Origin of the sequence: Stenotrophomonas sp. NY11291 (genome assembly GCF_023277365.1) — a bacterium.
Taxonomy (GTDB): Bacteria; Pseudomonadota; Gammaproteobacteria; order Xanthomonadales; family Xanthomonadaceae; genus Stenotrophomonas; species Stenotrophomonas geniculata.
This window is the reverse complement of the sequence record NZ_CP096975.1, coordinates 567,507-593,640: the sequence shown is the minus strand read 5'-3', so window position 1 is coordinate 593,640 and position 26,134 is coordinate 567,507. Positions and strand designations below refer to the sequence as shown.

Below are 26,134 nucleotides of genomic sequence, written 5' to 3'. Positions count from 1 at the left end.
CGTTCCCCGATGGAAACGATTCCCATACGGGACTGGGACTACAATTGGGGGCTGAGCTCACAAAGGATCTGATCGATGCCCCTGCCCGCCTTCAAGGCCTACGATATCCGCGGCCGTGTGCCGGAAGAACTGAACGAAGACCTGGCCCGCCGCATCGGCGTCGCCCTGGCCGCACAGCTCGCTCCCGGTCCGGTGGTCCTCGGCCACGATGTGCGCCTGACCAGCCCGGCGCTGCAGGATGCGCTGGCCGCAGGCCTGCGTGGTACCGGCCGCGAGGTGATCGACATCGGCCTGTGCGGTACCGAAGAGGTCTACTTCCAGACCGATCACCTCGGCGCGGCCGGCGGCGTGATGGTGACCGCCAGCCACAACCCGATGGATTACAACGGCATGAAGCTGGTCAAGGAGAATGCCCGTCCGATCAGCTCCGATACCGGCCTGTTCGCGATCTCCGATGCGGTCGCCGTCGATATGTCCGAGGCCCAGCCGCCGCGTGCCGGGCAGACCGCCCAGCATGACAAGAGCGCCTACATCCAGCACCTGCTCAGCTATGTCGATGCCAGCAAGCTCACGCCGCTGAAGCTGGTGGTGAATGCCGGCAATGGCGGCGCGGGCGCCATCGTCGACCTGCTGGCCCCGCACCTGCCGTTCGAGTTCATCCGCATCTGCCACGAACCCGACGGCAGCTTCCCCAACGGCATTCCCAACCCGCTGCTGCCGGAAAACCGTGCCGCCACTGCCGACGCCGTGCGCGAGCATGGTGCTGACTTCGGCATCGCCTGGGACGGCGACTTTGATCGCTGCTTCTTCTTCGATCACACCGGCCGCTTCATCGAGGGCTATTACCTGGTCGGCCTGCTGGCCAAGGCCATCCTCGCGCGCAATCCCGGCGGCAAGGTCGTGCATGACCCGCGCCTGGTCTGGAACACCGTGGAGATGGTGGAGCAGGCGGGCGGCGTACCGGTGCTGTGCAAGAGCGGCCATGCCTTCATCAAGGAAAAGATGCGCGCCGAGGATGCGGTGTATGGCGGTGAGATGAGCGCCCACCACTACTTCCGCGAATTCGCCTATGCCGACTCCGGCATGATCCCGTGGCTGCTGATCGCCCAGCTGATTTCCGAAAGCGGCCGCTCGCTGGCCGACTGGGTCGAAGACCGCATGGCGGCCTATCCGTGCAGTGGCGAGATCAACTTCAAGGTGGCCGATGCCAAGGCCGCTGTGGCCCGCGTCATGGCGCACTTCGCGGCGCAAGCGCCGGTACTGGACCACACCGACGGCATCAGTGCCGACTTCGGCGACTGGCGCTTCAACCTGCGCAGCTCCAACACCGAGCCGCTACTGCGCCTGAACGTTGAAGCCCGTGGCGACGCAGCGCTGATGCAGGCCCGCACCGACGAAATCTCCCGTCTCATCCAGCAGTAATCAAGGAAGATCATGAGCAACATCCAGCCTGTCATCCTCTCCGGTGGTTCCGGTACCCGCCTGTGGCCGCTTTCGCGCGAGGCGTATCCGAAGCAGTTCCTGCCGTTGGCCAGCGAGCTGACGATGCTGCAGGCCACCTGGCAGCGCGTCGCTCCCATCGCCGCGCATGGCCCGCTGGTGATCGCCAACGAGGAGCACCGCTTCGTCGCTGCCGAGCAGTTGCAGCAGGTCGGCGCCGAGCCGGCTGGCATCATCCTGGAGCCGGTTGGCCGCAATACGGCGCCGGCGATCGCGGTCGCAGCCCTGGAGGCCACCCGCGATGGCGCCGATGCGCTGCTGCTGGTGCTGCCCTCGGACCATGTGATCACCGATGAGGCCGCGTTCCGCACTGTCGTGCAGGCTGCAGCCAGCGCTGCCGAGGCCGGCAAGCTGGTGACCTTCGGCATCGTGCCGACCGGTCCGGAAACCGGCTACGGCTATATCAAGGCCGCCGATGGGCAGGGCCTGCGTGCGGTCGAGCGCTTTGTCGAAAAGCCCGACCTTGAGACCGCCACCGGTTACGTCAGCAGCGGCCAGTATTACTGGAACAGCGGCATGTTCCTGTTCAAGGCCTCGCGCTACCTGCAGGAACTGGAGCACTTCCAGCCCGACATGCTGGCCGGCAGCCGCCAGGCCTGGCAGCAGGCCCGTCGCGATTCGGATTTCACCCGCCTGGACAAGGACGCCTTCGCTGCGGTTCCTTCCGACTCCATCGACTACGCGGTGATGGAAAAAACCGCAGACTCCGTGGTGATTCCGCTGGACGCCGGCTGGAACGATGTCGGCTCGTGGACCGCCCTGCGCGATGTCTCGCAGCAGGACGGTGATGGCAATGCGCACCAGGGTGATGTGATCGCCATCGACTGCCGCAACACCTATTCCTATGCACAGCGTCTGGTAGCACTGGTCGGCCTGGACGATGTGATCGTGGTCGAGACGGACGATGCAGTGCTGGTCGGCAAGGCCGATCGCATGCAGGAGGTCAAGACCGTGGTGGCGCAGCTGAAAGCCGAAGGCCGCAGCGAGGCCACCTGGCATCGCAAGGTCTACCGCCCGTGGGGCGCCTACGATTCAATCGATAACGGCGAGCGTTTCCAGGTCAAGCGCATCACGGTCAAGCCCGGCGGCACGCTCAGCCTGCAGATGCATCACCATCGCGCCGAGCACTGGATCGTGGTCAGCGGCACCGCTGAAGTGACCCGCGGCGACGAAGTGATCCTGCTCAGCGAGAACCAGAGCACCTACATCCCGCTGGGCGTGACGCATCGCCTGCGCAACCCCGGAAAACTGCCGCTGGAACTGATCGAAGTACAGTCGGGCAGCTACCTGGGCGAGGATGACATCGTGCGGTTCGAGGACACGTACGGGCGCAGTTGACCCGACACCCTGCAGCGAGTGCCGACCGTCGGTCGGGGTGGGTGCCGACCGTTGGTCGGCACGTCGCCTACCCGGTCAGGCAATCTCCGCCATCACCCGCTTCAACCCGTCCTGCCAGGTCGGCAGCACGATGCCGAAATCCTGCTGCAGCTTGCGGTTGTCCAACACCGACCAGGCCGGGCGCTTGGCCGGCGTCGGATACTCGGAACTGGGAATCGCCTCGACGGCCGGCACCTTCGCCAGCACGCCGGTAGCCAGCGCTTCGGCGAAGATCGCCTCGGCAAACCCATGCCAGCTGGTCTGGCCACTGGCGGTCAGATGCCAGATTCCCGACAAGTGGCCCGGATGCTGCAGCACCTGCGCAGTGACATCGGCAATCAGCGCTGCCGGTGTTGGCGTGCCGATCTGGTCGGCCACCACCCGCAACTGTTCGCGTTCTGCTCCCACGCGCAGCATGGTGCGCAGGAAATTGGCGCCATGTGAGGCATAGACCCACGCCGTGCGGAAGATCAGGTGGCGGCCACCGGCCAAACGCACTGCATCCTCACCATCGCGCTTGCTGGTGCCATAGACGCCCAGCGGCGCGGTCGGCTCGTCTTCGCGGTAGGGCGCACTGCCCTGGCCGTCGAACACATAGTCGGTGGAGTAATGCACCAAGGGCACGCCATGGGCCGTGCACCAGCGCGCGATCACGCCCGGCGCCTGCGCGTTGGCGGCGAAGGCCGCCTCGGCATCCTGCTCGGCGCGATCGACTGCCGTGTACGCGGCCGCGTTGACCACCACCGATGGCTGCAGGCGATCCAGCAATGCCGGCAGGCTGTCGGGCTGGCCGAAATCAGCCACCTCGCAGGCGCTGCCATCAGGCAGCTGACCACTGCGGGTGGTGGCAACCACTTCACCCAGCGACGCCAGCGCGCGCAGCAGCTCCTGGCCAACCTGGCCGTTGCCACCGAACACCAGAACGGTCATGGCACGTAGACCGGCAAGCGATCTTCAGCGATGTCCTTCAGGAACGGCGCGTTCTCGTCCTTGGCCGACAAGGTCGGTGCACTCACCGGCCAGTCCACCGCAATATCGGCGTCATTCCAGCGGATACCTGCATCCGCTTCCTTGACGTAGACGTCCGTGCACAGATAGCTGAACATTGCACGTTCGGAGAGCACGGCAAACCCATGCGCGAAGCCTTCCGGAATCCAGAACTGCTTCCTGTTTTCAGCGCTCAGCACCACCGCTTCCCACTGGCCGAAGGTCAGCGAGCCGCGGCGGATGTCCACGGCCACGTCATAGACCTCGCCTTCGAGCACGCTGACCAGCTTGCCCTGCGGGCGCGGCCACTGGTAATGCAGGCCACGCAGCACGCCCTGCGCCGAGGTGGACACGTTGCTCTGCACGAAACGATCCGGCAGGCCCAGCGCGGCGAAACGCTCGGCATTCCAGGTTTCAAAGAAGTAACCGCGGGCATCGCCGAACACAGCCGGCTCGATCACCGCGCAGCCGGGCAACTTGGTTTCAATTACTTTCACGGAACGACTCCACGCTGGGCGAGCGTGTGCAGGTACTGGCCGTAGCCATTCTTGATCAACGGCGCAGCCAGCGCCTCCAGCTGCTCGGCATTGATCCAGCCTCGGCCGAACGCGATTTCTTCCGGGCAGCAGACCTGCAGGCCCTGGCGGGTCTGGATGGTCTCGATGAAGTTGGAGGCTTCCAGCAGCGACTGGTGAGTGCCGGTATCCAGCCACGCATAGCCACGGCCGAGCGCTTCCAGGTGAAGATTGCCTTCTTCCAGGTAGCGCTTGTTGAGATCGGTGATCTCCAGCTCACCACGCGGCGACGGCTTCAGTTCGGCCGCGTAATCGCTGGCCTTGCCGTCATAGAAGTACAGGCCGGTCACCGCATAGTTGGAGCGCGGTTTTTCAGGCTTCTCCACCAGATCGATCACCTTGCCGCGCTGGTCGAACTCGGCCACGCCGTAGCGCTCCGGATCATTCACCCAGTAGCCGAACACGGTCGAGCCGTGCACGCGTTCGTCTGCACGCTTGAGCACCTCGCGCAGGCCGTGGCCGTGGAAGATGTTGTCGCCCAGCACCAGGCAGCTCGGCTTGCCGGCAACGAAGTCGCGGCCGATCAGGTAAGCCTGGGCCAGGCCATCCGGACTCGGCTGCACCGCGTACTGGATGTCCATGCCCCATTGCGAACCGTCGCCCAGCAGCTGCTGGAACAGCGCCTGTTCGTGCGGGGTATTGATGATCAACACTTCGCTGATGCCCGCCAGCATCAGCACGCTGAGCGGGTAGTAGATCATCGGCTTGTCGTACACCGGCAACAGCTGCTTGCTGACGCCCTTGGTGATCGGATACAGCCGGGTGCCGGAACCGCCGGCCAGGATGATGCCCTTGCGTTGCGTCATGTTCTCTCCCGGCCTCAGGCGGCAGTGCCGATGCGCTGCAGGCGGTAGCTGCCATCCAGCACGCCGTTGACCCATTCCTGGTTGTCCAGGTACCAGTCGACGGTGAACGTGATGCCCTGCTCGAAGGTGTAGGCCGGTTCCCAGCCCAGGTCGTTCTTCAGCTTGGAGGCATCGATCGCATAGCGGCGGTCATGGCCGGGGCGGTCGGTGACGTAGGTGATCTGGCTGCTGCGCGGCTGTCCATCCGCACGCGGGCGGCGCTGGTCCAGCAGTGCGCAGATCGCCTGCACCACTTCGATGTTCTGCTTTTCCGAATTCCCGCCGACGTTGTAGGTCTCGCCGACCTGGCCCTTGGCCAGCACGGTGCGGATCGCTTCGCAGTGGTCGGACACGAACAGCCAGTCGCGCACCTGCTTGCCGTCGCCGTACACCGGCAGCGGCTCGCCAGCCAGCGCCTTGGCGATCACCAGCGGGATCAGCTTCTCGGGGAAGTGGTACGGGCCGTAGTTGTTGGAGCAGTTGGTGGTCAGTACCGGCAGCCCGTAGGTGTGGTGGAAGGCACGGACCAGGTGGTCCGAAGCGGCCTTCGACGCCGAGTACGGCGAATTCGGGGCGTACGGGGTGGTTTCGCTGAACTTGCCGGTCTCGCCCAGGGTGCCGTACACCTCGTCGGTGGACACGTGCAGGAAGCGGAACACCTCGCCCTGTTCGGCCGGCAGCGCCTTCCAGTAGTCACGGACCGCTTCCAGCAGGCCCAGGGTGCCCACCACGTTGGTCTGGATGAAGGCGCCGGGACCATCGATGGAGCGGTCAACGTGGCTTTCGGCGGCGAAGTTCACCACGGCGTCCGGCCGGTGTTCGGCCAGCAGGTTCGCGATCAGGGCCTGGTCGCCGATATCGCCCTGCACGAACAGGTGGTTGGGGTTGCCGTCCAGGCTGGACAGGGTCTTCAGGTTGCCGGCGTAGGTCAGCACATCGAGGTTGATGACCTTGACGCCGCGCGCGACCGCCTCGAGAACGAAGTTACCGCCAATGAATCCGGCGCCGCCGGTGACAAGCCATGTGGGCACTACCTGTTCTCCTGATCGAAACTCATCCAAGGAGCGCCCACGGGCGCCCCAGCGCAGCGTGACAGGATACATCCCGATGGCCTTCACGACCGCCTGCGTGACGTGAACACGAGCTCGCGGAGGTCCATTCTTGCGGCGCCGCAACATAACCATACGCATTCGCATGGTCACCCCAAGCCAGCTAGAATCGGGGTCCCACCCCCGAACCGGTTGCTGTTGCAGGACCGGACGTTCTCCCTGTTACTGAAGGACCCCGTACCAGATGAAAATCCTCGTCGCGTACAAGCGCGTGGTGGACTACAACGTCCGCATTCAGGTCAAGCCGGACGGTTCCGGCGTGGTCACCGACGGCGTCAAGCTGTCCCCCAACCCCTTCGACGAAATCGCCCTGGAAGAAGCCCTGCGACTGCGCGACAAGGGCATTGCCAGCGAAGTGGTGGTCGCCACCATCGCCCCGGCCGATGCCCAGGCGCACCTGCGCAACGGTCTGGCCATGGGCGCCAACCGTGCCATTCACGTCGTCACAGACCAGGCCATCCAGCCGCTGACTGCGTCGCGCACCCTGCTCAAGCTGATCGAGAAGGAACAGCCTGACCTGGTGATCCTCGGCAAGCAGGCCATTGACGACGACGCCAACCAGACCGGCCAGATGCTGGCCACGCTGTGGGGCCGCCCGCAGGCGACCTTCGCTAGCAAGCTGGAGATTGCCGATGGCAAGGCCACGGTGACCCGCGAAGTCGACGCCGGCCTGGAAACGCTGGAAGTGGACCTGCCGGCCGTGGTCACCACCGATCTGCGCCTGAACGAGCCGCGCTTCATCAAGCTGCCGGACATCATGAAGGCCAAGGCCAAGCCGCTGGAAACCCTGCAGCTGGCCGACCTCGGCGTTGAAGCCGCCGACACCTTCAAGACCACCCAGTACGCCGCGCCGTCCAAGCGCAGCAAGGGTGTGATGGTCAAGGACGCGGCCGAACTGGTGGCCGCACTCAAGCAGAAGGGGTTGCTGTAATGAGCAAGATTCTCGTCATCGCCGAGCACCATGACGGCAAGCTCAACGCCGCCACCGCCAAGACCGTGAGCGCCGCTGCCGCCATCGGCGGTGCCAGCATCGACGTGCTGGTGCTGGCCGCCGATCCGGCCGCCGTCGCCGCCGAGGCCGCGAAGATCACCGGCGTCGCCAAGGTCCTGACCGTGGCCAATGCCGCCAACGCGCAGGCCATCGCCCAGGTGCTGGCGCCGCAGATCGCGCAGCTGGCCAAGGGTTACAGCCACGTGTTCGGCCCGTCGACCACCTTCGGCAAGGACCTGATGCCGTGTGTGGCCGCCCTGCTCGGCGTCAACCAGGTCTCCGACCTGATGAGCGTCGAAGGCAGCCACACCTTCAAGCGCCCGATCTACGCCGGCAACGTGATCATCACCGTGGACGCCCCGGCCGACCAGATCGTGGTCGCCACCGTGCGTGCCGCCTCGTGGCCGGAAGCTGCCCAGGGCGGCAGCGCCGCCATCGAAGCGGCCAGCGTCGATGCTGCCCTGCCGACCCACACCCGCTTCGTCGGCCTCGCCGCTGGCGCCAGCGACCGCCCGGACCTGCAGAGCGCCAAGCGCGTGGTCTCCGGTGGCCGTGGTGTCGGTTCGGAAGAGAACTTCAAGGTCATCTTCCAGCTGGCCGACAAGCTCGGTGCCGCCGTCGGTGCCTCGCGCGCCGCGGTCGATGCCGGCTACGTGCCCAGCGACCTGCAGGTCGGCCAGACCGGCAAGATCATCGCGCCGGAACTGTACGTGGCCGTGGGTATCAGCGGTGCCATCCAGCACCTGACCGGCATCAAGGACGCCGGCACGATCGTGGCGATCAACAAGGACGGCGATGCGCCGATCTTCGAGATTGCCGATATCGGCCTGGTGGGGGATCTGTTTACGATCCTGCCGGAGCTGGAACAGGCGCTGTAAGGTTACGTTGTGAAATAGTAGGCTTTGCTGCATCGGCCGCCTAGTGCGGCCGATGCTCTTCCCGCTCCGGCCATTGGACCCCTTACCAGCGTGTCTCCGCAACCGTCAAAGCCCATGTCAAAGACCGTCCTGAATCAGGCACCGTCTCGGGATTTCTCATTCGTCCCGGACGTATCCGTGGTCATTCCGGTCTACGGATGCTCAAGCTGCCTGGAAGAGCTGACCGAAAGGGTCCTGGCTGCGGTCAAGAATGAGAGCAGAACAGTCGAAATCATCTTCGTCGACGACAACAGCCCAGACCAGGCATGGGAACGCATCCTGGAGTTGTCTCAACTCCATGCCGAGGTACGAGGGCTCAAGCTTTCACGGAACTTTGGGCAACACGCCGCGATAAGCGCTGGAATCGCACGAGCCCGAGGCAGGGCCATGATTGTGATGGACTGTGACCTGCAGGATATACCTGAGGAGATTCCCACGCTTCTGGCCGAGCTTAAGGAAGATGTCGAGATCGTCCTCGGACAACGCATCGAACGTCAGGACACCTGGTTCAAGCAGGCAGGCTCGCGCACCTTCTACCGTACTTTGGGCTGGTTGACCGATACCAATTACGATCCGAGCACCGCCAACTTCGGCGCCTACAGCCGCAAAGTCATCGACGCGATGAATGCGATGCCGGAAACGGACAGATTCCTTCCTCTGCTTGCCAGATGGACGGGCTTTCGGACGGTCCGTACCCCCGTGGTACACGGGGAGCGCACCGTGGGCAAGAGCAGTTACACGCTAAGCAAGCTGCTGCAGATGGCGACCCGGATCGCCCTTTCATTCTCGGACAAACCGCTGAGATTGGTAATGTCGGCTTCGTTCGCACTCGCCGGAGTGGGCCTCTGCGTTGCGGCGTTCGCCGTGTACCGCTATCTGATGGGCGATATTCGAGTTGCGGGATTCACCAGTATCCTTGCTTCGGTCTGGCTGGTGGGAAGCTTCCTCATGGCAAGCATTGGGGTGGTCGGCCTTTACGTCGGTCGCATGCACAACGAAACCAAGAGACGCCCGCAGTACCTGATCTGGTATGACTCCTGGAGCAACGACAATGCCTGAACAGTCCTTGCTCAATTACTCGCCCTTGGACTCGAATCGATTCGCGATCCACGTCGAGCGCGCGAACCTCGGGATCGATACGCCTGCGGCGCCCATGGTCGAGGCCATTATGGCCTCCCCGGCCGACCTCATCATTGCCCGCTTTCCAGCGGGCAGCAACGAGGTCCCCAATGCGCTCATCCAGCATGGCGAAGTACTGCTCCACGCTGACACCCTTGTCTACTATGAAGTGCGGCTGCCAGCTTCCGCAGGAAACGCGGCTCCCAACGTTCGCCGCGCGCAGTTGGACGACCTTGAGGCAATCCGCGGCATCGCCTCCGCAGGCTTCCAGAACTACCGGGCCCACTATGCGGCCAATCCGCTATTGCCCGCTGCACAGATTCTGGACGGATACATCGAGTGGGCCCAGAGCCGTGCCGACCCGTCCAACACAACCAGCGATACCTGGCTGGTGTTCGACGGCGACGTTGCCGCTGGCTTCGCTACCTGCGATGTCCAGGACGGTGGCGTGGAGATCGTACTCAATGCAGTCCACCCCGCTTTCGAGCGACGAGGTCACTACGGCACGCTGCTGCGTCACCTGCTGCACCACTATGCAGGAGCGGGCTTAGCGCGCCTGAGTATCTCCACCCAGATATGGAACTACACCGTGCAGAGACAATGGGCGCGTGCCGGTCTGTTGCTGGCGAGAGCTTACGATACGTTTCATATCGACCGCCGCCTGGCTGCAAAGCGGAGCAAGCCGTGAACTCCACAACTCCCTTCTTCCCCTGGTTCATGGTCGCCGCAACGATTCTGCTGACCAGCTATGGTCAGCTCGTCATCAAATGGCAGGCGAGTTCATACCAAGCTACAACGACCGGACTACTAGGGAAACTTCCTCCTGTCATCCAGTTACTCCTGCAGCCCTGGGTGATTTCTGCCTTTGTCGCGGCGTTCGCAGCATCCCTTTGCTGGATGCTGGCGGTTTCGCGACTGGAACTTAGTCGTGCCTATCCATTCATGGCACTAAACTTCCTGATTGTCTGCGTCGCCGCTATCCCCCTGTTTGGCGAAGTTTTCACCGTGTATAAAGCGGTCGGGCTGGCAACCGTTATTGTCGGCCTGATCCTCATCAGCCAAGGCTGATCTCAACTGTTCAGACCGAAGAGACCTCATGATTCCGTTCAATCGCCCGTTCATGACTGGCAAGGAACTCCCGATGATCAGCCAGGCGCATGCCAATGGCCACCTTTCGGGAGACGGTCCGTTTACGAAGAAGTGCCACCAGTGGTTGCGAGAACGCACAGGCGCTGCGAGTGCCCTGCTCACCCACTCGTGCACTGCAGCACTGGAAATGGCCGCTCTTCTGCTGGACCTTGAACCCGGCGATGAAGTGATCATGCCCTCATTCACCTTCGTGTCGACGGCTAATGCCTTCGCACTGCGTGGTGCGGTGCCGGTATTCGTCGACATACGGAGCGACACTCTCAACATCGACGAAGCCCTGATCGAAGCGGCCATCACTTCACGCACGCGAGCAATCTGTGTGGTCCACTACGCCGGTGTCGCCTGTGAAATGGATACCATCGTCCAAATCGCTCAACGACACGGCGTAGCTGTTGTGGAAGATGCGGCCCAAGGAATCATGTCCAGTTACAAGGGGCGCGCATTGGGAACAATTGGCGAGCTCGGGGCGTTTAGTTTCCACGAGACCAAGAATGTCATTTCCGGCGAAGGCGGCGCTCTACTGTGCCGTGACACCGAGTTCGGCGAGCGTGCGGAAATCATCCGTGAGAAGGGCACAAACCGGAGTCGCTTCTTCCGCGGTCAAGTCGACAAATACACTTGGGTCGACGTTGGCTCCTCCTATCTTCCCGGGGAGATCATCGCAGCATTCTTGAATGCCCAACTGAATGAAGCAGAGGACATTACGTCTCGACGCCTCGCGATATGGGACCGCTATCATGCATGGGCAGCGCCACATGAGGCAGCGGGTGCGCTACGCCGCCCGATAGTTCCGGAAGAATGTGTTCACAACGCACACATGTACTACTTACTTCTTCCCAGTCTGGAAGCACGTACGAAATTCATTTTCAGCATGAAGGAAAGCGGAGTGCAGACGGTATTTCACTACATACCCCTGCATTCTTCGCCTGCGGGAGAGCAGCTCGGCCGCACGTCTGGCAATCTTGATGTTACGGACGACATCAGCAACAGACTGGTCCGTCTTCCGCTGTGGCTGGGTCTTGAGGAGCAACTCGACCTTGTAACTGAGGCGGCGGAGCAAGCAATGCAGGTCACTCAGTGATCCATCCTCCTTCTCTTCCCAGCAGCGCAAGCGGCCTGCTTCTCCAAAGAAGCTTCTGGCTGCTCTTTCTCACCGCCCTTGTGGGCAACCTGCTAAGCAAAGGCGCGACACTACTTCCGGGAATGGCGCCCGACGACTACGCCTTTGCCTTCCAAGGTGATGCTGCGGGAAACCTGGAGAACTTCGTCTCTCAGGGAAGGGTGGTGCTGTCCCTGCTTACCCAAAGCGTGGACGTAACTGGGCTTTCGCTTACCAGCATCTCATTCTTCACGTCATTGCTTGCATTCAGCTCGATCTCACTGGCAATTGCAGCGGCCGTTTCGCTAACCCGTGTGAGTGAGCGCAACAATTTTGTCCATTACGTCGCAGCCGTTTTCGCAGCAACCCATCCTTACCTGACCTCGTACTTCCTGTTCCGTATGAGTGCGATCACACATGCGTTCGTCTATTTGTCCCTGTTCTTTGCCCTGCTCATTCTGACAACCCAGTTGAAGACAGGCATAAAATTCGCGCTGAGTTTGCTTGTCTTGGTCGTATGTAGCCACGCCAACCAAGCGATTCTAATCCTGTATGCCATCGCGGCCGGGGCATGGGCCGTCACCATGATGTGCGAGGTCAAGCAGCGGAAAGGCGAATGGCCCCAGGCTCTGTACGGCGTCGTATTTGTTCTAGCCACGCTGCTCCTAAGCACCACCGTTTATCTTATAACCAGCAGCATCCTACGAAGCATCCTGGGCGTAGGCGCATCGGAAACCTATACACCCCATCTTCAAGGCGGAGTCGCCAACACACTCCACTCCGGACTAAGTTTGGCTTACGGGATACTGCTTCGAGGCGAGCCGATCATGGCCTTGTGGCTCAAGATTCTTTTGGGCATTGGGTTGCTGTCGATGTTCTTGTTCTGCTTAGTCCGCGACTGGTTCAGAGCACTCTCGGCAGCGCTTTTTCTAGGGGCCGGCCTGCTGGCCACAGTAAGCCCGCTTGCTCTTTCCTGGGGGGGGCATGTTCCCCGCACCTTTTCGCCGGCGGGCCTCTGTTTTGCCCTCTTCATCAGTATGGTTTGGGCAGGAATTCGCCTTCCGTTTGGCAGGTTGATATTGGCTTCATTGATTCCACTTGTGTTCGCCTTCTGCGCCATCGGGTCAACCCTGTTCTATCAGCAGTTACTTGTAACACAATGGGATCAACGGACCGCTACCGCAATCTACACGCGCGCATTGGAGTTTGACGGCATTCCGCGCCTACAGATTGCGGCAGGATGGCCCGCCCACACCAGAACCCAATCGATGACAGGCGAAGGCATCAATGAATCCGCCTTCCTCTATGATTGGTCACTGCCCGGACTGTTTGCCGTGTCGACGGGGGAAAAATTGGATATCCGTGGAACAAAAAAAGAGATGTGCAACGGGATCGCCGCATGGCCGTCGCGAGCATCGGTGTCAAAGCAAGCAGACGGCAGTATCCTCGTCTGCATGATTCAATAGTCACAGCAATCTTGGACTTTCACCGTTCAGTGCAATCTGCAATCCTAGAATTTGCAGAACTTTCCAGGTATATATAAAGATGAATATCCTTGTAACTGGCGGCCTTGGTTTTATTGGCTCCCATACTTGCGTCGATCTACTAGCGCGCGGGAATGAGGTAACCATCCTCGACAACCTGGACAATAGCCAGAAAGGAACGCTGGAGGCGATCAAAACGATCACAGGAAAACCACCTGTATTCATCGAGGGCGATGTACGCGACGGATCCACTCTTCGTACTGTCCTGCAGGATCACCAGATCGACGCGGTAATCCATTTCGCCGCGCTCAAGTCAGTCGGCGAATCTTGGAAGCGCCCGCTTGATTATTTCGACAACAACATCTCGGGAACAATTACTCTCCTGCAGGCGATGGAGGGCACTGGTGTACGAAACTTTGTCTTCAGCTCTTCTGCAACGGTTTATGGTGACCCGGACTTCTGCCCGATACCAGAATCAGCAGCGACCCGAACGACCAATCCGTACGGCCGAACCAAACTCATCTGCGAACAGTTGCTAGCTGATAAGGCGGCTTCTGATCCGAAATTCCGGGTAGCCACGCTTCGTTACTTCAATCCCGTAGGCGCACATCCATCCGGTCTCATAGGCGAAGCTCCGACTGGAACGCCCAATAACCTGATGCCGTATGTTTCCCAGGTTGCCTTCGGGCAGCGCGAGTACCTTCAAGTATTCGGCGACGACTACGAAACACATGACGGCACCGGCGTGCGTGATTACATCCATGTCATGGATCTGGCGGCAGCCCATGTGCGCGCGCTGGACTACATCACGGAAATGAATCAGAGTCTTACAGTCAATCTTGGTACAGGCAAGGGATACAGCGTCTTGGACGTCGTTGCCGCGTTTGAACGCGCAAGCGGCCGAAGCGTACCGTTCCGTGTCGTGGCGCGGCGGCCTGGAGATGCAGCCAGTTGCTTTGCCGACCCATCCCTCGCCCACGGTCTTTTGGGCTGGACCGCGGAGCGGAGCTTGGACCAGATGTGTGTTGATGCATGGCGCTGGCAGGTTCACAACGACCGGGGTCCAGCCTGATTTGCGGGAGCGTTCCAATGAAACCTGAGGTCTCGGCAGTCATCACATTCCACAGGGAAGGTCTGCTGGCGCACAAGTCCTTGCTGTCATTGCTTCGTTGCAAGCTTGCCGCAGCGGAGCACGGCATTTCGGTGGAAGTCGTCGCCACCCTTGACCACGCCGACGCTGAAACGGCACGCGTGATCACCTGGCATCACCATGCCGGCTTGATCGATAAAGTACTAGAGCTGGAGTGCGGTGATCTGGGGGTTTCGCGGAACAAGGCAATTGAATCTGTAGCTGGCCACTGGGTTCTGATATGTGATGGTGATGACTATCTTTCCGCGGACTTTGTCATCCGCTGCTTGGAAACCGCAGCAGGAAATGAGAACTCCATTATTCACCCCGAGTTGATTGTTACTTTCGATGCTGAGCAGGGCATTTGGTGGCAAACAGGAAGTGACGCCTACGGCTTTGACTCCGACTGCATGCTGGTAACCAACCCTTGGAATGCATGCAGCTTCGCTGCCAGGAGTATTTATCTCCAGACCCCATATACCCTCTCCCGCCCAGGCGAATCAGGATTCGGCTTCGAAGACTGGCATTGGAACTGCCAGACACTCTCGCTAGGCCACCCCCACCTGATCGCGGAACGGACCGTGCATTATGTACGCAAGAAGAAGGTCGGCTCATTGAACCAAGCGCACGCCAGCAACCGCGCGTTGATCGCCCCCACCCAGTTGTTCGCCCCCCGTCCATGATTTCACGATCCTTTGCCCGTCGGGCCTATCACCTGCTGGACCGGCAGCTACTCTCACGGCTACCCGATCACATCCAGCGCAAGCTGATCTCGCAACTCCTGAGCCTGGGCAAGCGTATCCATCCATCGGCGAAATGGCCAGTCTCGGCAGACCACGTACTGGATCGCAGGAGCCTACGCGAACCCGTGGCAGCGCTTCGGACGCTGCCCCAGTGGGCAGTTGAAGACATGGAGAATCTCTCACTGCAGGTAGATCCACTGCTATCGCCCGGCGAATTCCTAGGCTCGCACCCGCAGGCGCGCTACGCACCCACCCATTGGACACAGGCGGGCAAGGCCTATCAGCGAATCCTGGATCTGATTGGAAGCCGACGTTTCGACACCATTCTATTCGTACCATGGCTGAAGCGTGGCGGGGCGGATCTGGCTGCGCTGTACCATGCCAGACTCTGCAGTGGTGAGCTGGGGCATCGAACATTGGTCCTTGCCACTGAAGATGGAGACTCCCCTTGGGCAGATCGCCTGCCGAGAGCTTCACTGTACATTGATGCGGGGAAAGAATTTCGCGGACTAAGCACTGCAATGCAAGAGCGGGAAATCGTTCTTGCACGATTGATTCTTCAGCTGGCACCATCCCGGATCCATATCATCAACTCCCATTCCGCATGGAGAATGCTGGAGCGATTTGGACTAGCTATTCGCCAAAGAACCCGTATCTTCGTTTCACTCTACTGCGACGAGTTGGCAGAGAGCGGCCGCGCACAGGGCCTTGCACAGCAGCACCTCCCGACCACTTCACAATGGCTGGACGCAGTCATCACTGACAACAGCGCCTCGCCTGAAAGCTGGTGTCAGCAGCTTGGTATTCGCCGTGACCTTTTTCGGGTTGTGCACTTCCCCGCTCCGTCGATGGACAATGCGCCAAGCTTCACGCTGCAGCCAGGCAAGCGCGTCCTGTGGGCAAGCCGTCTTGAGCGGCAGAAGCGACCTGATCTTCTGGTTGACATCGCTACCATGCTCAAGGATGTCCACTGGGACGTTCATGGAACCGCACTATCGGCGGACGATCCGCATCTGGCTGCGCTCACCCGACTGGACAACGTAACCCTGCACGGTCCATTTGACCGCTTTCAAGATATCGTTTTGCCGCAGCATCGGGCTTACGTCTATACGACTGCCTGGGACGGCCTTCCCAACGTTCTGCTGGAGGCCGCAGCCGCGGGCCTCCCGATCGTAGCGCCCGATGTTGGCGGCATCAGAGATCTTGTACCCGCGCAATCGCTGCTGGGCACTCGCGCTACTGCACTGGATTACGTGAAGGACATTGAGCAGTTGTCGGATAACCAAGTCCGCCAGCAACGTCTTTGCATGCAAAACCTGCAGGTCGCAACATTCACTTGGGAGGCGTTCGCGCGGGATATGTGCAGAATCGAGGGTTACGCGAACGCCTGATACCAAGTGCGACTAAGCCACCATCAACGCCGGCGCAAGCTCCTCAGCCAACTCCCTAAGCGAGATTTCATGCTCTGGGGAACCGGCATTCGCATCCCTGCAAGACGTAGGATTTCGAACAGACCCACGTTGCCCGCCGCATCAAATCGCCGCGTTCTAGCGAATCGATTGACTACCCGAAGCGGCGACGTCCAGCGCCACGAGCGGCTTGCCATCATTTCCTTTAGCAAGTTGGTGGCCGCTTGGGCCCGCTCCATATGATAGACGCGTGCATCATGCTCGGATTCAGCCTGCTTTCGGTATCGCCCGGCGTCGAAGCCCACCTCGGTCAGCCGCTCATTGCAGGCCAACAACCGATCCTCGATTTCGAACCGTCGCTCCTGCCAGTAATCCCGGACGGCACCCAGAGAGCCGACACGCGCTCCCGCCGACAGAGCGTCGTCAAACAGTAGTTTAAGCCGATCAGTGGCTTCTGCTGCGGCAACATTGGCCTCATGCAATTGCAGATCCAAGGACTCGCAGCGTTCATTGGTGCTCTGCAATTGCAGGGACAGCTCATCGCGCTCCCGCTCCACTTTCCGAAGCGTTAGGCTTACTTGGTCGAATCTGGTTTCCACCTCTTCGAGCCGCTCAAACATGGCCTGCTTCTCAGTAGCCAGCGACGTCCGACTCTCAGACAATGTTCCTCTCTCTTCCAGCAGCTGACTGACCGTCCTCCAACTATCGCCAAGCCGCGTTTCAAGGCGGGGTTCTCCTTTGAAATGGAATACTCTCCCTTCACCGGAAGCTGGATCCCACGTTACGCTATTCTGAGCGCGACCCGCAGCGTCAACCACGGCATCTAGTTTGGCATGCCATTGAACACGCGCGTCGAGATTCTCTCCATGGTCGACGCATGGCAGAGTTTCCAAGAACGATTCGAAGTCACCCTCCACTCCCAATGAACGGCGCTTCTGGTCATAGTAGCTATTGCTGCCACGCAACCAGCAGGGAATACCATTGAGCTGCAACCACATGGTGACGTGGTAAGAGCAGGAGTAGCCAAATTCACCCTGAAGTACACGCGGCGACCATTTCCCGGGAGGAGCCAGAATTGCCTCGACCAGCAATGCCGTCTGCACACTTGCGAACGGGAAAGCCCGCTCAAGCCGCTTGACGGTCTCAAGCGAATCAACCACTTCTTCACGGCCGTCCTGGAATGCTTGGAAGAGAACCGCCTGCTCCGACGAGCCCACTCGCTGCGTCACAAGCGAAAGGTGTCGGGTCATTTCCAGCAGCGCAGTGTCATTGCCGGTGTATCCGGAGGAGTTCAGATGTAGGAATGCGCCAGCACCTCGACGTATCTGAAACAGTCTGGACAGCGACAGAAGTTGCTCAACCGCATCGTCGAAGGAGAACTCGGCAGTAGCGCCATGCTCCTGAACGTTGCGCAGCGAGTCACGATCACGCACACCGACCAAAGCGGGCTTGTATTTGGCGATGTGCTCGACGACTCGACCTGAATAGCCAGCGGCCACCTGCTGCCCGGAAATAACGTAGATGGCACTGGGGAGCTTCTGAAGCAGGCTTTCGGCAATATCCAGGGAGAAGTCCCCCCACATTTCATTGAGGAAGCCCCCACCGTAGAGATGAAGCATTGCAACATTGTTGACGACAAGCACCTGCTGAAGGCCCAAGCGGGTCAAATCGTCAGCCCGGAGAGGTTGAGAGGCGACAAACATCAACGCATTGACTCTGTAGATCTTCCTGAGTGCGTCGACCGCGACAAACCTGGAGATCGCCTCCAACGCGAAGATCGAAACCAGCTCCAAAGCCGAGGTTTCCCGCAGGCGAGACAGAGCTCCAACGTGCTGGAGCACATCACCGAAATTGCCGTAGCCAAAGTCGCTGCCAAGCATCAGCGCCTTGGAGCGACCAGAACGCAGAACATCAATACTCTCTGCGTCAGCGTAGAAGTACATTATTGACATCAAGAAGCCTTGCTGGAGTTCAAACGAGCGAGTTCAAGGACCTCGGCTACTCTTTCAGAGAATTGAGCTGGCCCATGCTGGGTCAGAACCAGTTCACGCGCCCGAAGCCCCGCATGAAGCGTGGCACTCCAATCGCCATATATATCCTTCACAGCATCGACGTATGCGACGACAAGCGATTCCTCATCAGCTCCGCTCACCAATTTGCCAGTGACGCCATTGATGACAGCCTCACGAATCCCACCAACATCCGGTGCGATCACAGGCAATCCAGCGCCCAGCATTTCGAGCAGGATGTTCGGAAGACCATCAAAGTCACTTGTATAGATGAATGCATCGTACTTTTCGAGAGGCAAATCCGACACGACTGAGAACCCCCCTCGATAGCGAACATTCTTGCCACCGTTGAAAATCATCTTTGCGTCCACGCCCGGATCTGCCGAACCATACGCATCAATTTCCACCTCGATACCTGCATCGCTCAGGGCACTCGCAATTTGAGCCAACCGCTCCGGCCGCTTCTGCGGGTCTACCCGTGAAGCCCAAAGGAGGCGCTTGGTGGGGATACGCTGCGACTCAACCGCTCGCGGCGTGTCGCATTCCGCATAGACCACCTCGTAACTGGGAAGCGGCCCAAGGAAACGCTGATCTTCGGACAGGGTTGCCTGACAGTCTGTCACGACTTTCCAGAATCCTCGAAGGTGCTTTCTCATCACCTCGATTCCCCAAGGCCCGCGCCGCACCTTCCGGCCCCAACTATACGTTCCGTCGCAGAACCGGTAGTACACAATGCGGAAGCTGGCGCTCATGACCGGGGCGAAGGAATCCAGAAGGCGGTGGGCAAAACCCGACGATTTCACATGTAGACGGGCGCGAACGGAGGAAACCGCCAACAATGCGCGGATGAGCAATGCATCGCGGTCGCCCGCATCAAGCGAGGGGAAGGCATTGCAAATGTCGATGAACACGCTTCCGGAAGGGAGGCGTGCCACCCACTCATGCCGAGGTACGGATTCGCCCGCTACAACCAGGAAACGCGAATCGGGCTCCTGCGCTGAAATCTCGTCCAAAATCTGCAGAATGTACTTCTCCCCCCCTCCTGGCCGCAGCCAAGGCAACAGCACGATGTCAGTGAAGGGCCCATCTCCAATCATTCGATAAAGGCTCTCCAGCTGCATTCCCCAATGCGCCGGGTTCCAAGGCATGGGGCTGTAGCTGCCCGCTGTCTCGACCCTGTACGGCTCGATTTCCGGCTCCAGTTCGACGGCGTCATTCAGGTATCCCATCATCTTCGGCGATGAGGTGAACAACTGCGTGTTGTCCGCCAAGAATATTTTCTGGCGCTCTCGGCAGAGCCTGGCCCAGTCCCCCGCGCGCGAACGCTGCATGTCGCCCAAGAAAGTCCTGCGATCAAACAATGGGCCGTGAGGAATCAGGCGCGAGGAAGCAGCGTCAGCCTGTCTCAGCAGACTGCCATTGCGCTGGCGGTAGAAGATGACTGTCTCCGGCGCGACAACCATATCGTAGCCATCTGCACGCAGATTGCAGTTGAAATCCCAATCTTCGTAGGCGAATCCCGATGCGACGCGCAAGTCGCCGTAACGAAGTCTGTCAAAGGCAGCCCTTGGCACAAAGATTCGAGAAATGTAGGGATGCTGAAACGCAAAATCCCCCGCAGTGAGGTACCTTGAATCGAAGTAGCGAACATTGTGGTAGCGGTCACCGAATGCGCAGAGGTATTCGATGAAGACGACCACCTTGGGGTTGGGGTGTCTCCGGGCGGTCTGCAGCAGGGCAACGATCGAGTTGGATGACACGATGTCATCGGAATCGGAGGTCCAGATGTATTCGCCGGTCGCACGCTCGATTCCCGCATTTCGAGCTAGGCCAAGTGAGCCTACATCCACTTCCAACGTCTCGATGCGATCAAACCCTCCCATAGGCTGCGCATTAAACGCGTCCCGGGTAGCATCATCCGTGCGGTCAAATACCGCAATGAGCTCCACGGAGATACCTGCAGCCTGGGCCTCGCGAGCGCACGCGTCAAGCGAGAGCAACGTTGGTGTCAGAAGAAGTGCTTCCCGGTGCAAGTTCAAAACTACGCTGACTTCCATACGATTCACTTGCATTCCACCTTGAATGGCATTCTGAACTTGAACCACATGGGTTCATCTTTGTCTGTCCGCACATCAAAGACCGCGGCCAGTTCGTCGGCATATATGACGACGTTATCGCTTCGGTCCCAATGGCTGACCTGATTGATGCGAATGGCAATGGAGTAGGATTGCCCTCCTCTCAGCAAATTCGCCCCTCTGAATCTGACCTGCAACAGCTGCCCCGCATATACCTCTACTCCCTTACGGAAGCTGTTGAAGATACTCTCGCCCGTCAATTCCTGGCCGAACTGGTCCTTGATGAGGAATCCGATGCTGACGTTCTTCAATGCCTTGTAGAACTTGACATCGATGGCCAATGTAAGCTGGTCGCGCTGTTCAATCTGGTCTGTTGGTTGTCCGTCCGTATTCAGGAGCTGGACTGCCTGAACGTTGAGCACAGTGCGGGCTGTGACCTCCTCGGCGTCGATCATGTCATCCCCCGCCTGGTCGGCCGGCCCAGACGTAGTAGGGGTGGCCATTGCTACGCTGCCAGGCTCGTCATGGATCCCCCCCTGGCTCGCTTCCAAGATGAGTCGGTTGTGCTCGACGAACACATCATTCATGTAGGCATTGGTCACCTCGGTGACATTTCCCTGCATCTTGAGGGTGCCACCATCGATCCAGATGGCGTAATCACAAAGTGCCCGCACTGCGTCGATGGAGTGACTGACGAAGAGCACGGTGCAACCGCTTTCCATGAGCTTGCGCATTCGCGCCATGCTCTTGTGCTGGAACCACGCGTCACCAACGCTGAGCGTCTCATCAACAATGAGGATGTCTGGATCGACATGGATGGCTACAGAAAACGCCAGTCGCGCGAACATGCCGCTCGAATAAGTCTTGACCGGCTGGCTGACATGATCGCCGATGTCGGCAAAGCTGATGATCTTGTCCAGCTTACCGTCAACTTCCTTGCGAGTCAGGCCCAGCAGCTGGGCGTTCATGTAGATGTTTTCGATACCCGTGAACTCGGGATTGAACCCCGAGCCGAGCTCCAGCAGAGCCGAGACGCGACCAGCGACCCTAGCCTCGCCGGACGTCGCCGCCAAGGTACCGCAGATGATCTGCAGCAGCGTCGATTTGCCCGCGCCGTTCTTGCCAAGGATGCCGTACACCTGCCCCTTGGGAATCTTGAACGACACATCACGAAGGGCCCAGAACTCTCGATAGAAACGCCGCTCGTCATTTCCCAGCAGCATCTGCATCAACCGGTCGCGGGGCTTGTCGTAAATCTGGTAGCACTTGCTGAGGCTCTCAACCTCAATGGCGTTTTCAGATGACATCGGCAAAACCCTTTCTGGTCTTCTGGAACCATGCAAAGCCCAGTACTGCGACCACAATGGAAACACCCAGCATCTTCAGCCACATGCCCCAATGCATGCCGCCGTGCCAGATGAGGAGCTCGCGGGACTGTTCAATGAAGTAAGTGATCGGGCTGATGTACAGATAGGGCCGGAACTCCTCCGGCATCGCGACTGCCGGGAAGAACACGGGCGACATGAACATGAGCGCGGTCGTGACGACCACGATCACCTGGCCGACGTCACGCAGATAGACCCCCAGCGACGCAAGAAACCATGACACACCAACGCACAGGATCAGCAGCGGCACCATCACGATCGGCAGCCAAAGCGCCTGGATCGATGGGATACCAAACAGGATCAGGTAGAACAGCACCCAGACCACCATGCTGATGGCAAAGTGGAACAGCGCCGCACCCAACGACACCACCGGGAGAATCTCCAGGGGGAAGATCACCTTTTTCACGTAGTTCGCATTGGACAGGATGAGCGACGGCGCCCGATTGATGCATTCAGAGAACAGCCCGAAGATCATCATGCCCACGAACAGAACCACCGCGAACTCAGTTTTGGAGCCAGACCCCCCAGCCCAACGCGCACGAAACACAACGCTGAAGACAAAGGTGTACACAACCAGCATGAGCACAGGGGTAAAGAACGACCACAAGAGCCCCATGACCGATCCACGATAGCGCCCGATCACTTCCCGCTTCACCATCTCCAGGATCAGCGTTCGATAGTGGAAGATGGAGCGCAGCGCCGTGATCGGCGCCATGCTCATCGCTTGATTAGAGTTGAACATGCTTGGACTTCCTGGGTTCATGCCTTGCCTGCCCCTTTTGGTGGACAGGTCGATAGAGCGCTGGGCCGCGACCTCGGTCAGCCGCCCAGCGCCCGTTCCAGATCCACCTGCAGATCCCCCAGATCCTCCACGCCCACGCTCAGCCTTACCAGCGCATCACTGATGCCCAGCTGTTCGCGGCGTGCCACGGGAATCGAAGCGTGCGTCATCACCGCCGGATGGTTGACCAGGCTTTCCACGCCACCCAGCGACTCGGCCAGGGTGAACAGCTCGGTCTTCTCGCAGAAGCGCTTGGCCGCCTCGAAACCGCCCTTGAGGACGATCGAGACGATGCCGCCGTAGCCGCCCATCTGACGGGTCGCCAGGTCATGCTGCGGGTGCGAGGCCAGGCCAGGGTAGATCACCTTTTCCACCGCCGGGTGCGTTTCCAGCCACTGGGCCAGGGCCAGCGCGTTGGCGCAGTGCGCCTTCATGCGCAGCGGCAGGGTTTTCAGGCCACGCAGGGCCAGGAAGCTGTCGAACGGGCCCTGCACGCCACCCACCGAGTTCTGCAGGAAGGCCATCTGCTCGGCCAGTTCGGCGTTGTCGCCGACCACCACCATGCCGCCGACCATGTCCGAGTGGCCGTTGAGGTACTTGGTGGCCGAATGCAGCACCAGGTCCGCGCCCAGCTCCAGCGGACGCTGCAGCATCGGCGAGGCGAAGGTGTTGTCGACCACCACGATCAGGCCATGGCGCTTGGCGATGGCGGCAACCGCGGCGATGTCGACGATCTTCAGCATCGGGTTGGTCGGGGTCTCGATCCAGACCATCTTCGTCTTCGGCGTGATGGAGGCTTCAAACGCCGCCAGATCGGTCAGGTCGACGAAGCTGAAGTCCAGCCCGGCGGTGCGGCGACGCACACGCTCGAACAGGCGGAAGCTGCCGCCGTAGATGTCGTCCATCGCCACCACGTGGCTGCCGGCGTCCAGCAGTTCGATCACGGTCGAGCTGGCCGCCATGCCCGAAGCGAAGGCCAAACCACGGGTACCGCCTTCCAGCGACGCCACGCACCGCTCATAGGCGAAGCGGGTCGGGTTGTGGGTACGCGAGTACTCGAAGCCCTGGTGCTCGCCCGGGCTGGACTGCGCATAGGTCGAGGTGGCGTAGATCGGTGGCATCACCGCGCCGGTGCTGGGGTCGGGCGACTGACCGCCGTGAATGGCCAGGGTAGCCAGGGCCAGCGCGCGGTCGGGCGAAGAGGAGTTGGACATGTCGTTTCCTGAATGGCGCCGACGTGCGGCGCCGTCAAAGGATTGGGAGTCTATCAGCGCAGCCTTAACGAGCTTTGACGCAAATAAACCGGAATTCAGTGGTGATCTGCAGCGATCAGCGGCTTACTGCACGCGACGGCGCAGGTAGTTCAACAGGTCGATACGGGTGATCAGGCCCAGGAACGTGTCGCCGTCCATCACGATCGCCACCTGCCCGCGGTCGAACACCGGCAGCAGCGCCTCGATCGGCGACTTCACGTCCAGCCGGTCCAGCTTGCTGACCATGGCGGTGGCGACGGTGTCGCGGAAGCGCGCCTCATCGCCATAGACGTGCAGCAGCACGTCGCTTTCGTCGACGATGCCGACCAGCTGGTCGCCGTCCATCACCGGCAGCTGCGAGACGTCGTACAGCTTCATGCGCTGGTAGGCGGTGGTCAGCAGGTCGTTCGGTCCGATCACGACAGTGTCGCGCTGGCCGTACGGGCGCAGGATCAGGTCGCGCAGGTCGCCGTGCTGCGGGCGCTGCAGGAAGCCGTTGTCCAGCATCCAGTAGTCGTTGTACATCTTCGACAGGTACTTGTTGCCGGTGTCGCAGACCAGTACCAGCACCCTCTTCGGCGTGGTCTGCTCCTTGCAGTACTTCAGTGCCGCAGCCAGCAGGGTGCCGGTGGACGAGCCGCCCAGGATGCCTTCCTTGCCCAGCAGCTCGCGCGCGGTGTGGAAGCTCTCCGCATCGGTGATGGCATAGGCCTTCTTCACCCGACTGAAATCGGAAATCGACGGCAGGAAGTCCTCGCCGATGCCCTCCACCAGCCAGCTGCCCGACTTGTCGTTCAGATTGCCGTCGTTGATGTACTCGGCCAGGATCGAGCCGACCGGATCAGCCAGCACCAGTTCGGTCTTCGGCGACAGCTTGGCGAAGGCGCGCGACAGGCCGGTCATGGTGCCGGAGCTGCCACAGCCGAACACAATGGCATCGAGGTCGCCGCCCATCTGCTCGAGGATCTCCGGGCCGGTACCGAATTCATGCGCGGCCGGATTGTCCGGGTTGCCGAACTGGTTGATGAAGTACGCGCCCGGGGTCTGCTCGGCAATGGTCTTGGCCAGATCCTGGTAGTACTCAGGGTGGCCCTTGGCCACGTCCGAGCGGGTCAGACGCACTTCAGCGCCCATCGCCTTCAGGTTGAAAATCTTTTCCCGACTCATCTTGTCGGGAACAACCAGAATGAGCTTATAGCCCTTCTGCTGGGCCACCAGGGCCAGGCCCAGGCCGGTGTTGCCAGCGGTGCCCTCGACCAGGGTCGCGCCAGGCTTCAGGTCGCCGCGCTTCTCCGCCGCTTCGATCATCGACAGGCCGATGCGATCCTTGATCGATCCGCCCGGGTTGGCGCTCTCCAGCTTCAGGTAGAGCTCGCAGACGCCGGTGTCCAAGCGCTGGGCCTTGACGATCGGGGTCTGGCCGATGAGTTCGAGGACGGAAGAATGGATGGGCATTCGGAGGACTTTCGGTTCGCGCCACGCAGGGCCGGACCGGTGATTATCCGACGGATGGCGATGAAAGTCAGGTCGCTGCGGCAGCGGCGTGCCCGCCGTAAAAAAGAGATGCGGACGGCCCCGGATCGACGAGGAGACCGGTACCGCCCGCATCGGTGAGTTGTGCCCGCAGGCCAAGGCACCACCGCTTGTGGTGCCTTGGCGCGGCCGCCTCATCGGCGGTGCCGCGATGCCGGGGCAGAAGCGCCCGGCGGGGCCATCGATGGCCGGGTCACGCCGTTCCGGGCGTGACGGGGTGCGTCAAAGCGTGGGGGACGTCGTTGGGAGCGGTGTTTCGTACATTCGCAGAAGTCGTTGCTTGGCCAGCAGCTTTTCGCGCTTCATGCGACCCAGGGTGACATCATCGATCGGGAGTACACCCAACTCCGCGTCCATGCACTTCTTGTTCAACTTGCGGTGCTGGTCATGGAGTGCCCTGAACTCCGGATCACGCGCGCGACGGGCGTCGATCTCGCTCTGGGGCTGATCTTCAAACATGATGGACCTCCTTCGACAGATACACGAACGCCCCGGCCGCAAGGCACGGGGCGTTGTTCATGGAGGAGCGCCGGTCGATGGCCACCTGGACGCCTGCAACGACCTGCGGCACTGGCCTGCGCACGTCGATTCGCTGCGGTTCGCGCCCTGTTTGCATCGGCCCGGCCCTCCCATCGTCCGGTCCGCGGCATTGCGTCCCGGACGAT

The 26,134-nt window shown here is 60.6% G+C and carries 23 protein-coding genes; 12 read left to right on the top strand and 11 right to left on the bottom strand.

The window, feature by feature from the left end:
* Positions 1-75: 75 nt before the first annotated feature.
* Positions 76-1,422, top strand: coding sequence for a phosphomannomutase/phosphoglucomutase (locus M1L61_RS02705; RefSeq protein ID WP_049455361.1), 1,347 nt, complete (start codon positions 76-78; stop codon positions 1,420-1,422).
* Positions 1,423-1,434: 12 nt separating this feature from the next.
* Positions 1,435-2,838 carry a mannose-1-phosphate guanylyltransferase/mannose-6-phosphate isomerase gene (locus tag M1L61_RS02700; protein ID WP_248854274.1) on the top strand — a complete coding sequence of 468 codons (1,404 nt, stop codon included), beginning with the start codon at positions 1,435-1,437 and terminating at the stop codon, positions 2,836-2,838.
* Positions 2,839-2,913: 75 nt separating this feature from the next.
* On the opposite strand, the gene rfbD is transcribed toward M1L61_RS02700, so the two are convergent.
* Genes rfbD through rfbB form a run of 4 tightly spaced genes read right to left on the bottom strand, consistent with a single transcriptional unit; the run spans position 2,914 to position 6,315 of the window.
* The gene (rfbD, locus tag M1L61_RS02695; protein WP_049455363.1) at positions 2,914-3,807 is read right to left on the bottom strand and encodes a dTDP-4-dehydrorhamnose reductase; all 894 of its coding nucleotides are present in this window, start codon (positions 3,805-3,807) and stop codon (positions 2,914-2,916) included.
* On the bottom strand, positions 3,804-4,361 hold the full coding sequence (rfbC, locus tag M1L61_RS02690; protein WP_049455364.1) for a dTDP-4-dehydrorhamnose 3,5-epimerase: 558 nt from the start codon (positions 4,359-4,361) through the stop codon (positions 3,804-3,806). Before rfbC ends, rfbD begins: the two co-directional genes overlap by 4 nt.
* Positions 4,358-5,245 carry a glucose-1-phosphate thymidylyltransferase RfbA gene (gene rfbA / locus M1L61_RS02685; protein WP_049455365.1) on the bottom strand — a complete coding sequence of 296 codons (888 nt, stop codon included), beginning with the start codon at positions 5,243-5,245 and terminating at the stop codon, positions 4,358-4,360. The genes rfbC and rfbA overlap by 4 nt, the downstream gene beginning before the upstream one ends.
* A gap of 14 nt (positions 5,246-5,259) precedes the next feature.
* Positions 5,260-6,315 (bottom strand): dTDP-glucose 4,6-dehydratase, encoded by a 1,056-nt coding sequence (gene rfbB, locus M1L61_RS02680; protein ID WP_049455366.1) that lies wholly within the window; start codon positions 6,313-6,315, stop codon positions 5,260-5,262.
* Positions 6,316-6,577: 262 nt separating this feature from the next.
* Here rfbB and M1L61_RS02675 point away from each other — a divergent pair, with 262 nt between their 5' ends.
* The 10 genes from M1L61_RS02675 to M1L61_RS02630 all read left to right on the top strand — a co-directional run bounded on the left by M1L61_RS02675 (position 6,578) and on the right by M1L61_RS02630 (position 16,415).
* The gene (locus M1L61_RS02675) at positions 6,578-7,324 is read left to right on the top strand and encodes an electron transfer flavoprotein subunit beta/FixA family protein (RefSeq protein ID WP_012509979.1); all 747 of its coding nucleotides are present in this window, start codon (positions 6,578-6,580) and stop codon (positions 7,322-7,324) included.
* Positions 7,324-8,262 (top strand): electron transfer flavoprotein subunit alpha/FixB family protein, encoded by a 939-nt coding sequence (locus M1L61_RS02670; protein ID WP_049455367.1) that lies wholly within the window; start codon positions 7,324-7,326, stop codon positions 8,260-8,262. The genes M1L61_RS02675 and M1L61_RS02670 overlap by 1 nt, the downstream gene beginning before the upstream one ends.
* Before the next feature lie 114 nt (positions 8,263-8,376).
* Positions 8,377-9,360 carry a glycosyltransferase family 2 protein gene (locus M1L61_RS02665; protein ID WP_049455368.1) on the top strand — a complete coding sequence of 328 codons (984 nt, stop codon included), beginning with the start codon at positions 8,377-8,379 and terminating at the stop codon, positions 9,358-9,360.
* Positions 9,353-10,108 carry a GNAT family N-acetyltransferase gene (locus M1L61_RS02660; RefSeq protein ID WP_049455369.1) on the top strand — a complete coding sequence of 252 codons (756 nt, stop codon included), beginning with the start codon at positions 9,353-9,355 and terminating at the stop codon, positions 10,106-10,108. The genes M1L61_RS02665 and M1L61_RS02660 overlap by 8 nt, the downstream gene beginning before the upstream one ends.
* On the top strand, positions 10,105-10,488 hold the full coding sequence (locus tag M1L61_RS02655) for an EamA family transporter (RefSeq protein WP_248854273.1): 384 nt from the start codon (positions 10,105-10,107) through the stop codon (positions 10,486-10,488). The genes M1L61_RS02660 and M1L61_RS02655 overlap by 4 nt, the downstream gene beginning before the upstream one ends.
* 28 nt (positions 10,489-10,516) lie before the next feature.
* The gene (rffA, locus tag M1L61_RS02650) at positions 10,517-11,650 is read left to right on the top strand and encodes a dTDP-4-amino-4,6-dideoxygalactose transaminase (RefSeq protein ID WP_049455370.1); all 1,134 of its coding nucleotides are present in this window, start codon (positions 10,517-10,519) and stop codon (positions 11,648-11,650) included.
* A complete protein-coding gene (locus tag M1L61_RS02645) occupies positions 11,647-13,134 on the top strand; it encodes a glucosyltransferase domain-containing protein (RefSeq protein ID WP_152906429.1) in 1,488 nt (495 codons plus the stop codon). The genes rffA and M1L61_RS02645 overlap by 4 nt, the downstream gene beginning before the upstream one ends.
* A gap of 79 nt (positions 13,135-13,213) precedes the next feature.
* A complete protein-coding gene (gene galE, locus M1L61_RS02640; RefSeq protein WP_049455372.1) occupies positions 13,214-14,224 on the top strand; it encodes a UDP-glucose 4-epimerase GalE in 1,011 nt (336 codons plus the stop codon).
* Between the two features lie 17 nt (positions 14,225-14,241).
* On the top strand, positions 14,242-14,964 hold the full coding sequence (locus M1L61_RS02635; RefSeq protein ID WP_049455373.1) for a glycosyltransferase: 723 nt from the start codon (positions 14,242-14,244) through the stop codon (positions 14,962-14,964).
* Positions 14,961-16,415, top strand: coding sequence for a glycosyltransferase family 4 protein (locus tag M1L61_RS02630; RefSeq protein WP_160314093.1), 1,455 nt, complete (start codon positions 14,961-14,963; stop codon positions 16,413-16,415). Before M1L61_RS02635 ends, M1L61_RS02630 begins: the two co-directional genes overlap by 4 nt.
* A gap of 23 nt (positions 16,416-16,438) precedes the next feature.
* On the opposite strand, the gene M1L61_RS02625 is transcribed toward M1L61_RS02630, so the two are convergent.
* The 7 genes from M1L61_RS02625 to M1L61_RS02595 form a co-directional block, all read right to left on the bottom strand.
* Complete coding sequence (locus M1L61_RS02625; protein ID WP_152906431.1) at positions 16,439-18,376, bottom strand: hypothetical protein; 1,938 nt, start codon at positions 18,374-18,376, stop codon at positions 16,439-16,441.
* Between the two features lie 8 nt (positions 18,377-18,384).
* Positions 18,385-20,499, bottom strand: coding sequence for a glycosyltransferase (locus M1L61_RS02620; RefSeq protein WP_224329370.1), 2,115 nt, complete (start codon positions 20,497-20,499; stop codon positions 18,385-18,387).
* 5 nt (positions 20,500-20,504) lie between these two features.
* Positions 20,505-21,824, bottom strand: a complete 1,320-nt coding sequence (locus M1L61_RS02615; protein ID WP_049455377.1) for an ABC transporter ATP-binding protein — start codon at positions 21,822-21,824, stop codon at positions 20,505-20,507.
* Positions 21,814-22,644: an ABC transporter permease gene (locus tag M1L61_RS02610; protein WP_224328943.1), complete on the bottom strand. Its 831-nt coding sequence runs from the start codon at positions 22,642-22,644 to the stop codon at positions 21,814-21,816. Before M1L61_RS02610 ends, M1L61_RS02615 begins: the two co-directional genes overlap by 11 nt.
* Positions 22,645-22,721: 77 nt before the next feature.
* The gene (locus tag M1L61_RS02605) at positions 22,722-23,897 is read right to left on the bottom strand and encodes a cystathionine gamma-synthase (protein ID WP_248854272.1); all 1,176 of its coding nucleotides are present in this window, start codon (positions 23,895-23,897) and stop codon (positions 22,722-22,724) included.
* A gap of 123 nt (positions 23,898-24,020) precedes the next feature.
* Positions 24,021-25,391 carry a pyridoxal-phosphate dependent enzyme gene (locus M1L61_RS02600; RefSeq protein ID WP_010480640.1) on the bottom strand — a complete coding sequence of 457 codons (1,371 nt, stop codon included), beginning with the start codon at positions 25,389-25,391 and terminating at the stop codon, positions 24,021-24,023.
* 300 nt (positions 25,392-25,691) lie between these two features.
* Complete coding sequence (locus M1L61_RS02595) at positions 25,692-25,928, bottom strand: YdcH family protein (RefSeq protein ID WP_005407964.1); 237 nt, start codon at positions 25,926-25,928, stop codon at positions 25,692-25,694.
* Positions 25,929-26,134 lie beyond the last annotated feature (206 nt).

Bases quoted from the DNA above. Each gene is read 5' to 3' on its own strand.
- M1L61_RS02605 (WP_248854272.1), bottom strand. From the start codon at position 23,897: ATGTCCAACTCCTCTTCGCCCGACCGCGCGCTGGCCCTGGCTACCCTG.
- M1L61_RS02675 (WP_012509979.1), top strand. From the start codon at position 6,578: ATGAAAATCCTCGTCGCGTACAAGCGCGTGGTGGACTACAACGTCCGC.
- M1L61_RS02630 (WP_160314093.1), top strand. From the start codon at position 14,961: ATGATTTCACGATCCTTTGCCCGTCGGGCCTATCACCTGCTGGACCGG.
- M1L61_RS02615 (WP_049455377.1), bottom strand. From the start codon at position 21,824: ATGTCATCTGAAAACGCCATTGAGGTTGAGAGCCTCAGCAAGTGCTAC.
- M1L61_RS02620 (WP_224329370.1), bottom strand. From the start codon at position 20,499: ATGGAAGTCAGCGTAGTTTTGAACTTGCACCGGGAAGCACTTCTTCTG.
- M1L61_RS02635 (WP_049455373.1), top strand. From the start codon at position 14,242: ATGAAACCTGAGGTCTCGGCAGTCATCACATTCCACAGGGAAGGTCTG.
- galE (WP_049455372.1), top strand. From the start codon at position 13,214: ATGAATATCCTTGTAACTGGCGGCCTTGGTTTTATTGGCTCCCATACT.
- rfbA (WP_049455365.1), bottom strand. From the start codon at position 5,245: ATGACGCAACGCAAGGGCATCATCCTGGCCGGCGGTTCCGGCACCCGG.
- M1L61_RS02665 (WP_049455368.1), top strand. From the start codon at position 8,377: ATGTCAAAGACCGTCCTGAATCAGGCACCGTCTCGGGATTTCTCATTC.
- M1L61_RS02610 (WP_224328943.1), bottom strand. From the start codon at position 22,644: ATGTTCAACTCTAATCAAGCGATGAGCATGGCGCCGATCACGGCGCTG.
- M1L61_RS02600 (WP_010480640.1), bottom strand. From the start codon at position 25,391: ATGCCCATCCATTCTTCCGTCCTCGAACTCATCGGCCAGACCCCGATC.
- M1L61_RS02660 (WP_049455369.1), top strand. From the start codon at position 9,353: ATGCCTGAACAGTCCTTGCTCAATTACTCGCCCTTGGACTCGAATCGA.
- M1L61_RS02625 (WP_152906431.1), bottom strand. From the start codon at position 18,376: ATGTACTTCTACGCTGACGCAGAGAGTATTGATGTTCTGCGTTCTGGT.
- rffA (WP_049455370.1), top strand. From the start codon at position 10,517: ATGATTCCGTTCAATCGCCCGTTCATGACTGGCAAGGAACTCCCGATG.
- M1L61_RS02595 (WP_005407964.1), bottom strand. From the start codon at position 25,928: ATGTTTGAAGATCAGCCCCAGAGCGAGATCGACGCCCGTCGCGCGCGT.
- M1L61_RS02700 (WP_248854274.1), top strand. From the start codon at position 1,435: ATGAGCAACATCCAGCCTGTCATCCTCTCCGGTGGTTCCGGTACCCGC.
- rfbD (WP_049455363.1), bottom strand. From the start codon at position 3,807: ATGACCGTTCTGGTGTTCGGTGGCAACGGCCAGGTTGGCCAGGAGCTG.
- M1L61_RS02670 (WP_049455367.1), top strand. From the start codon at position 7,324: ATGAGCAAGATTCTCGTCATCGCCGAGCACCATGACGGCAAGCTCAAC.
- M1L61_RS02705 (WP_049455361.1), top strand. From the start codon at position 76: ATGCCCCTGCCCGCCTTCAAGGCCTACGATATCCGCGGCCGTGTGCCG.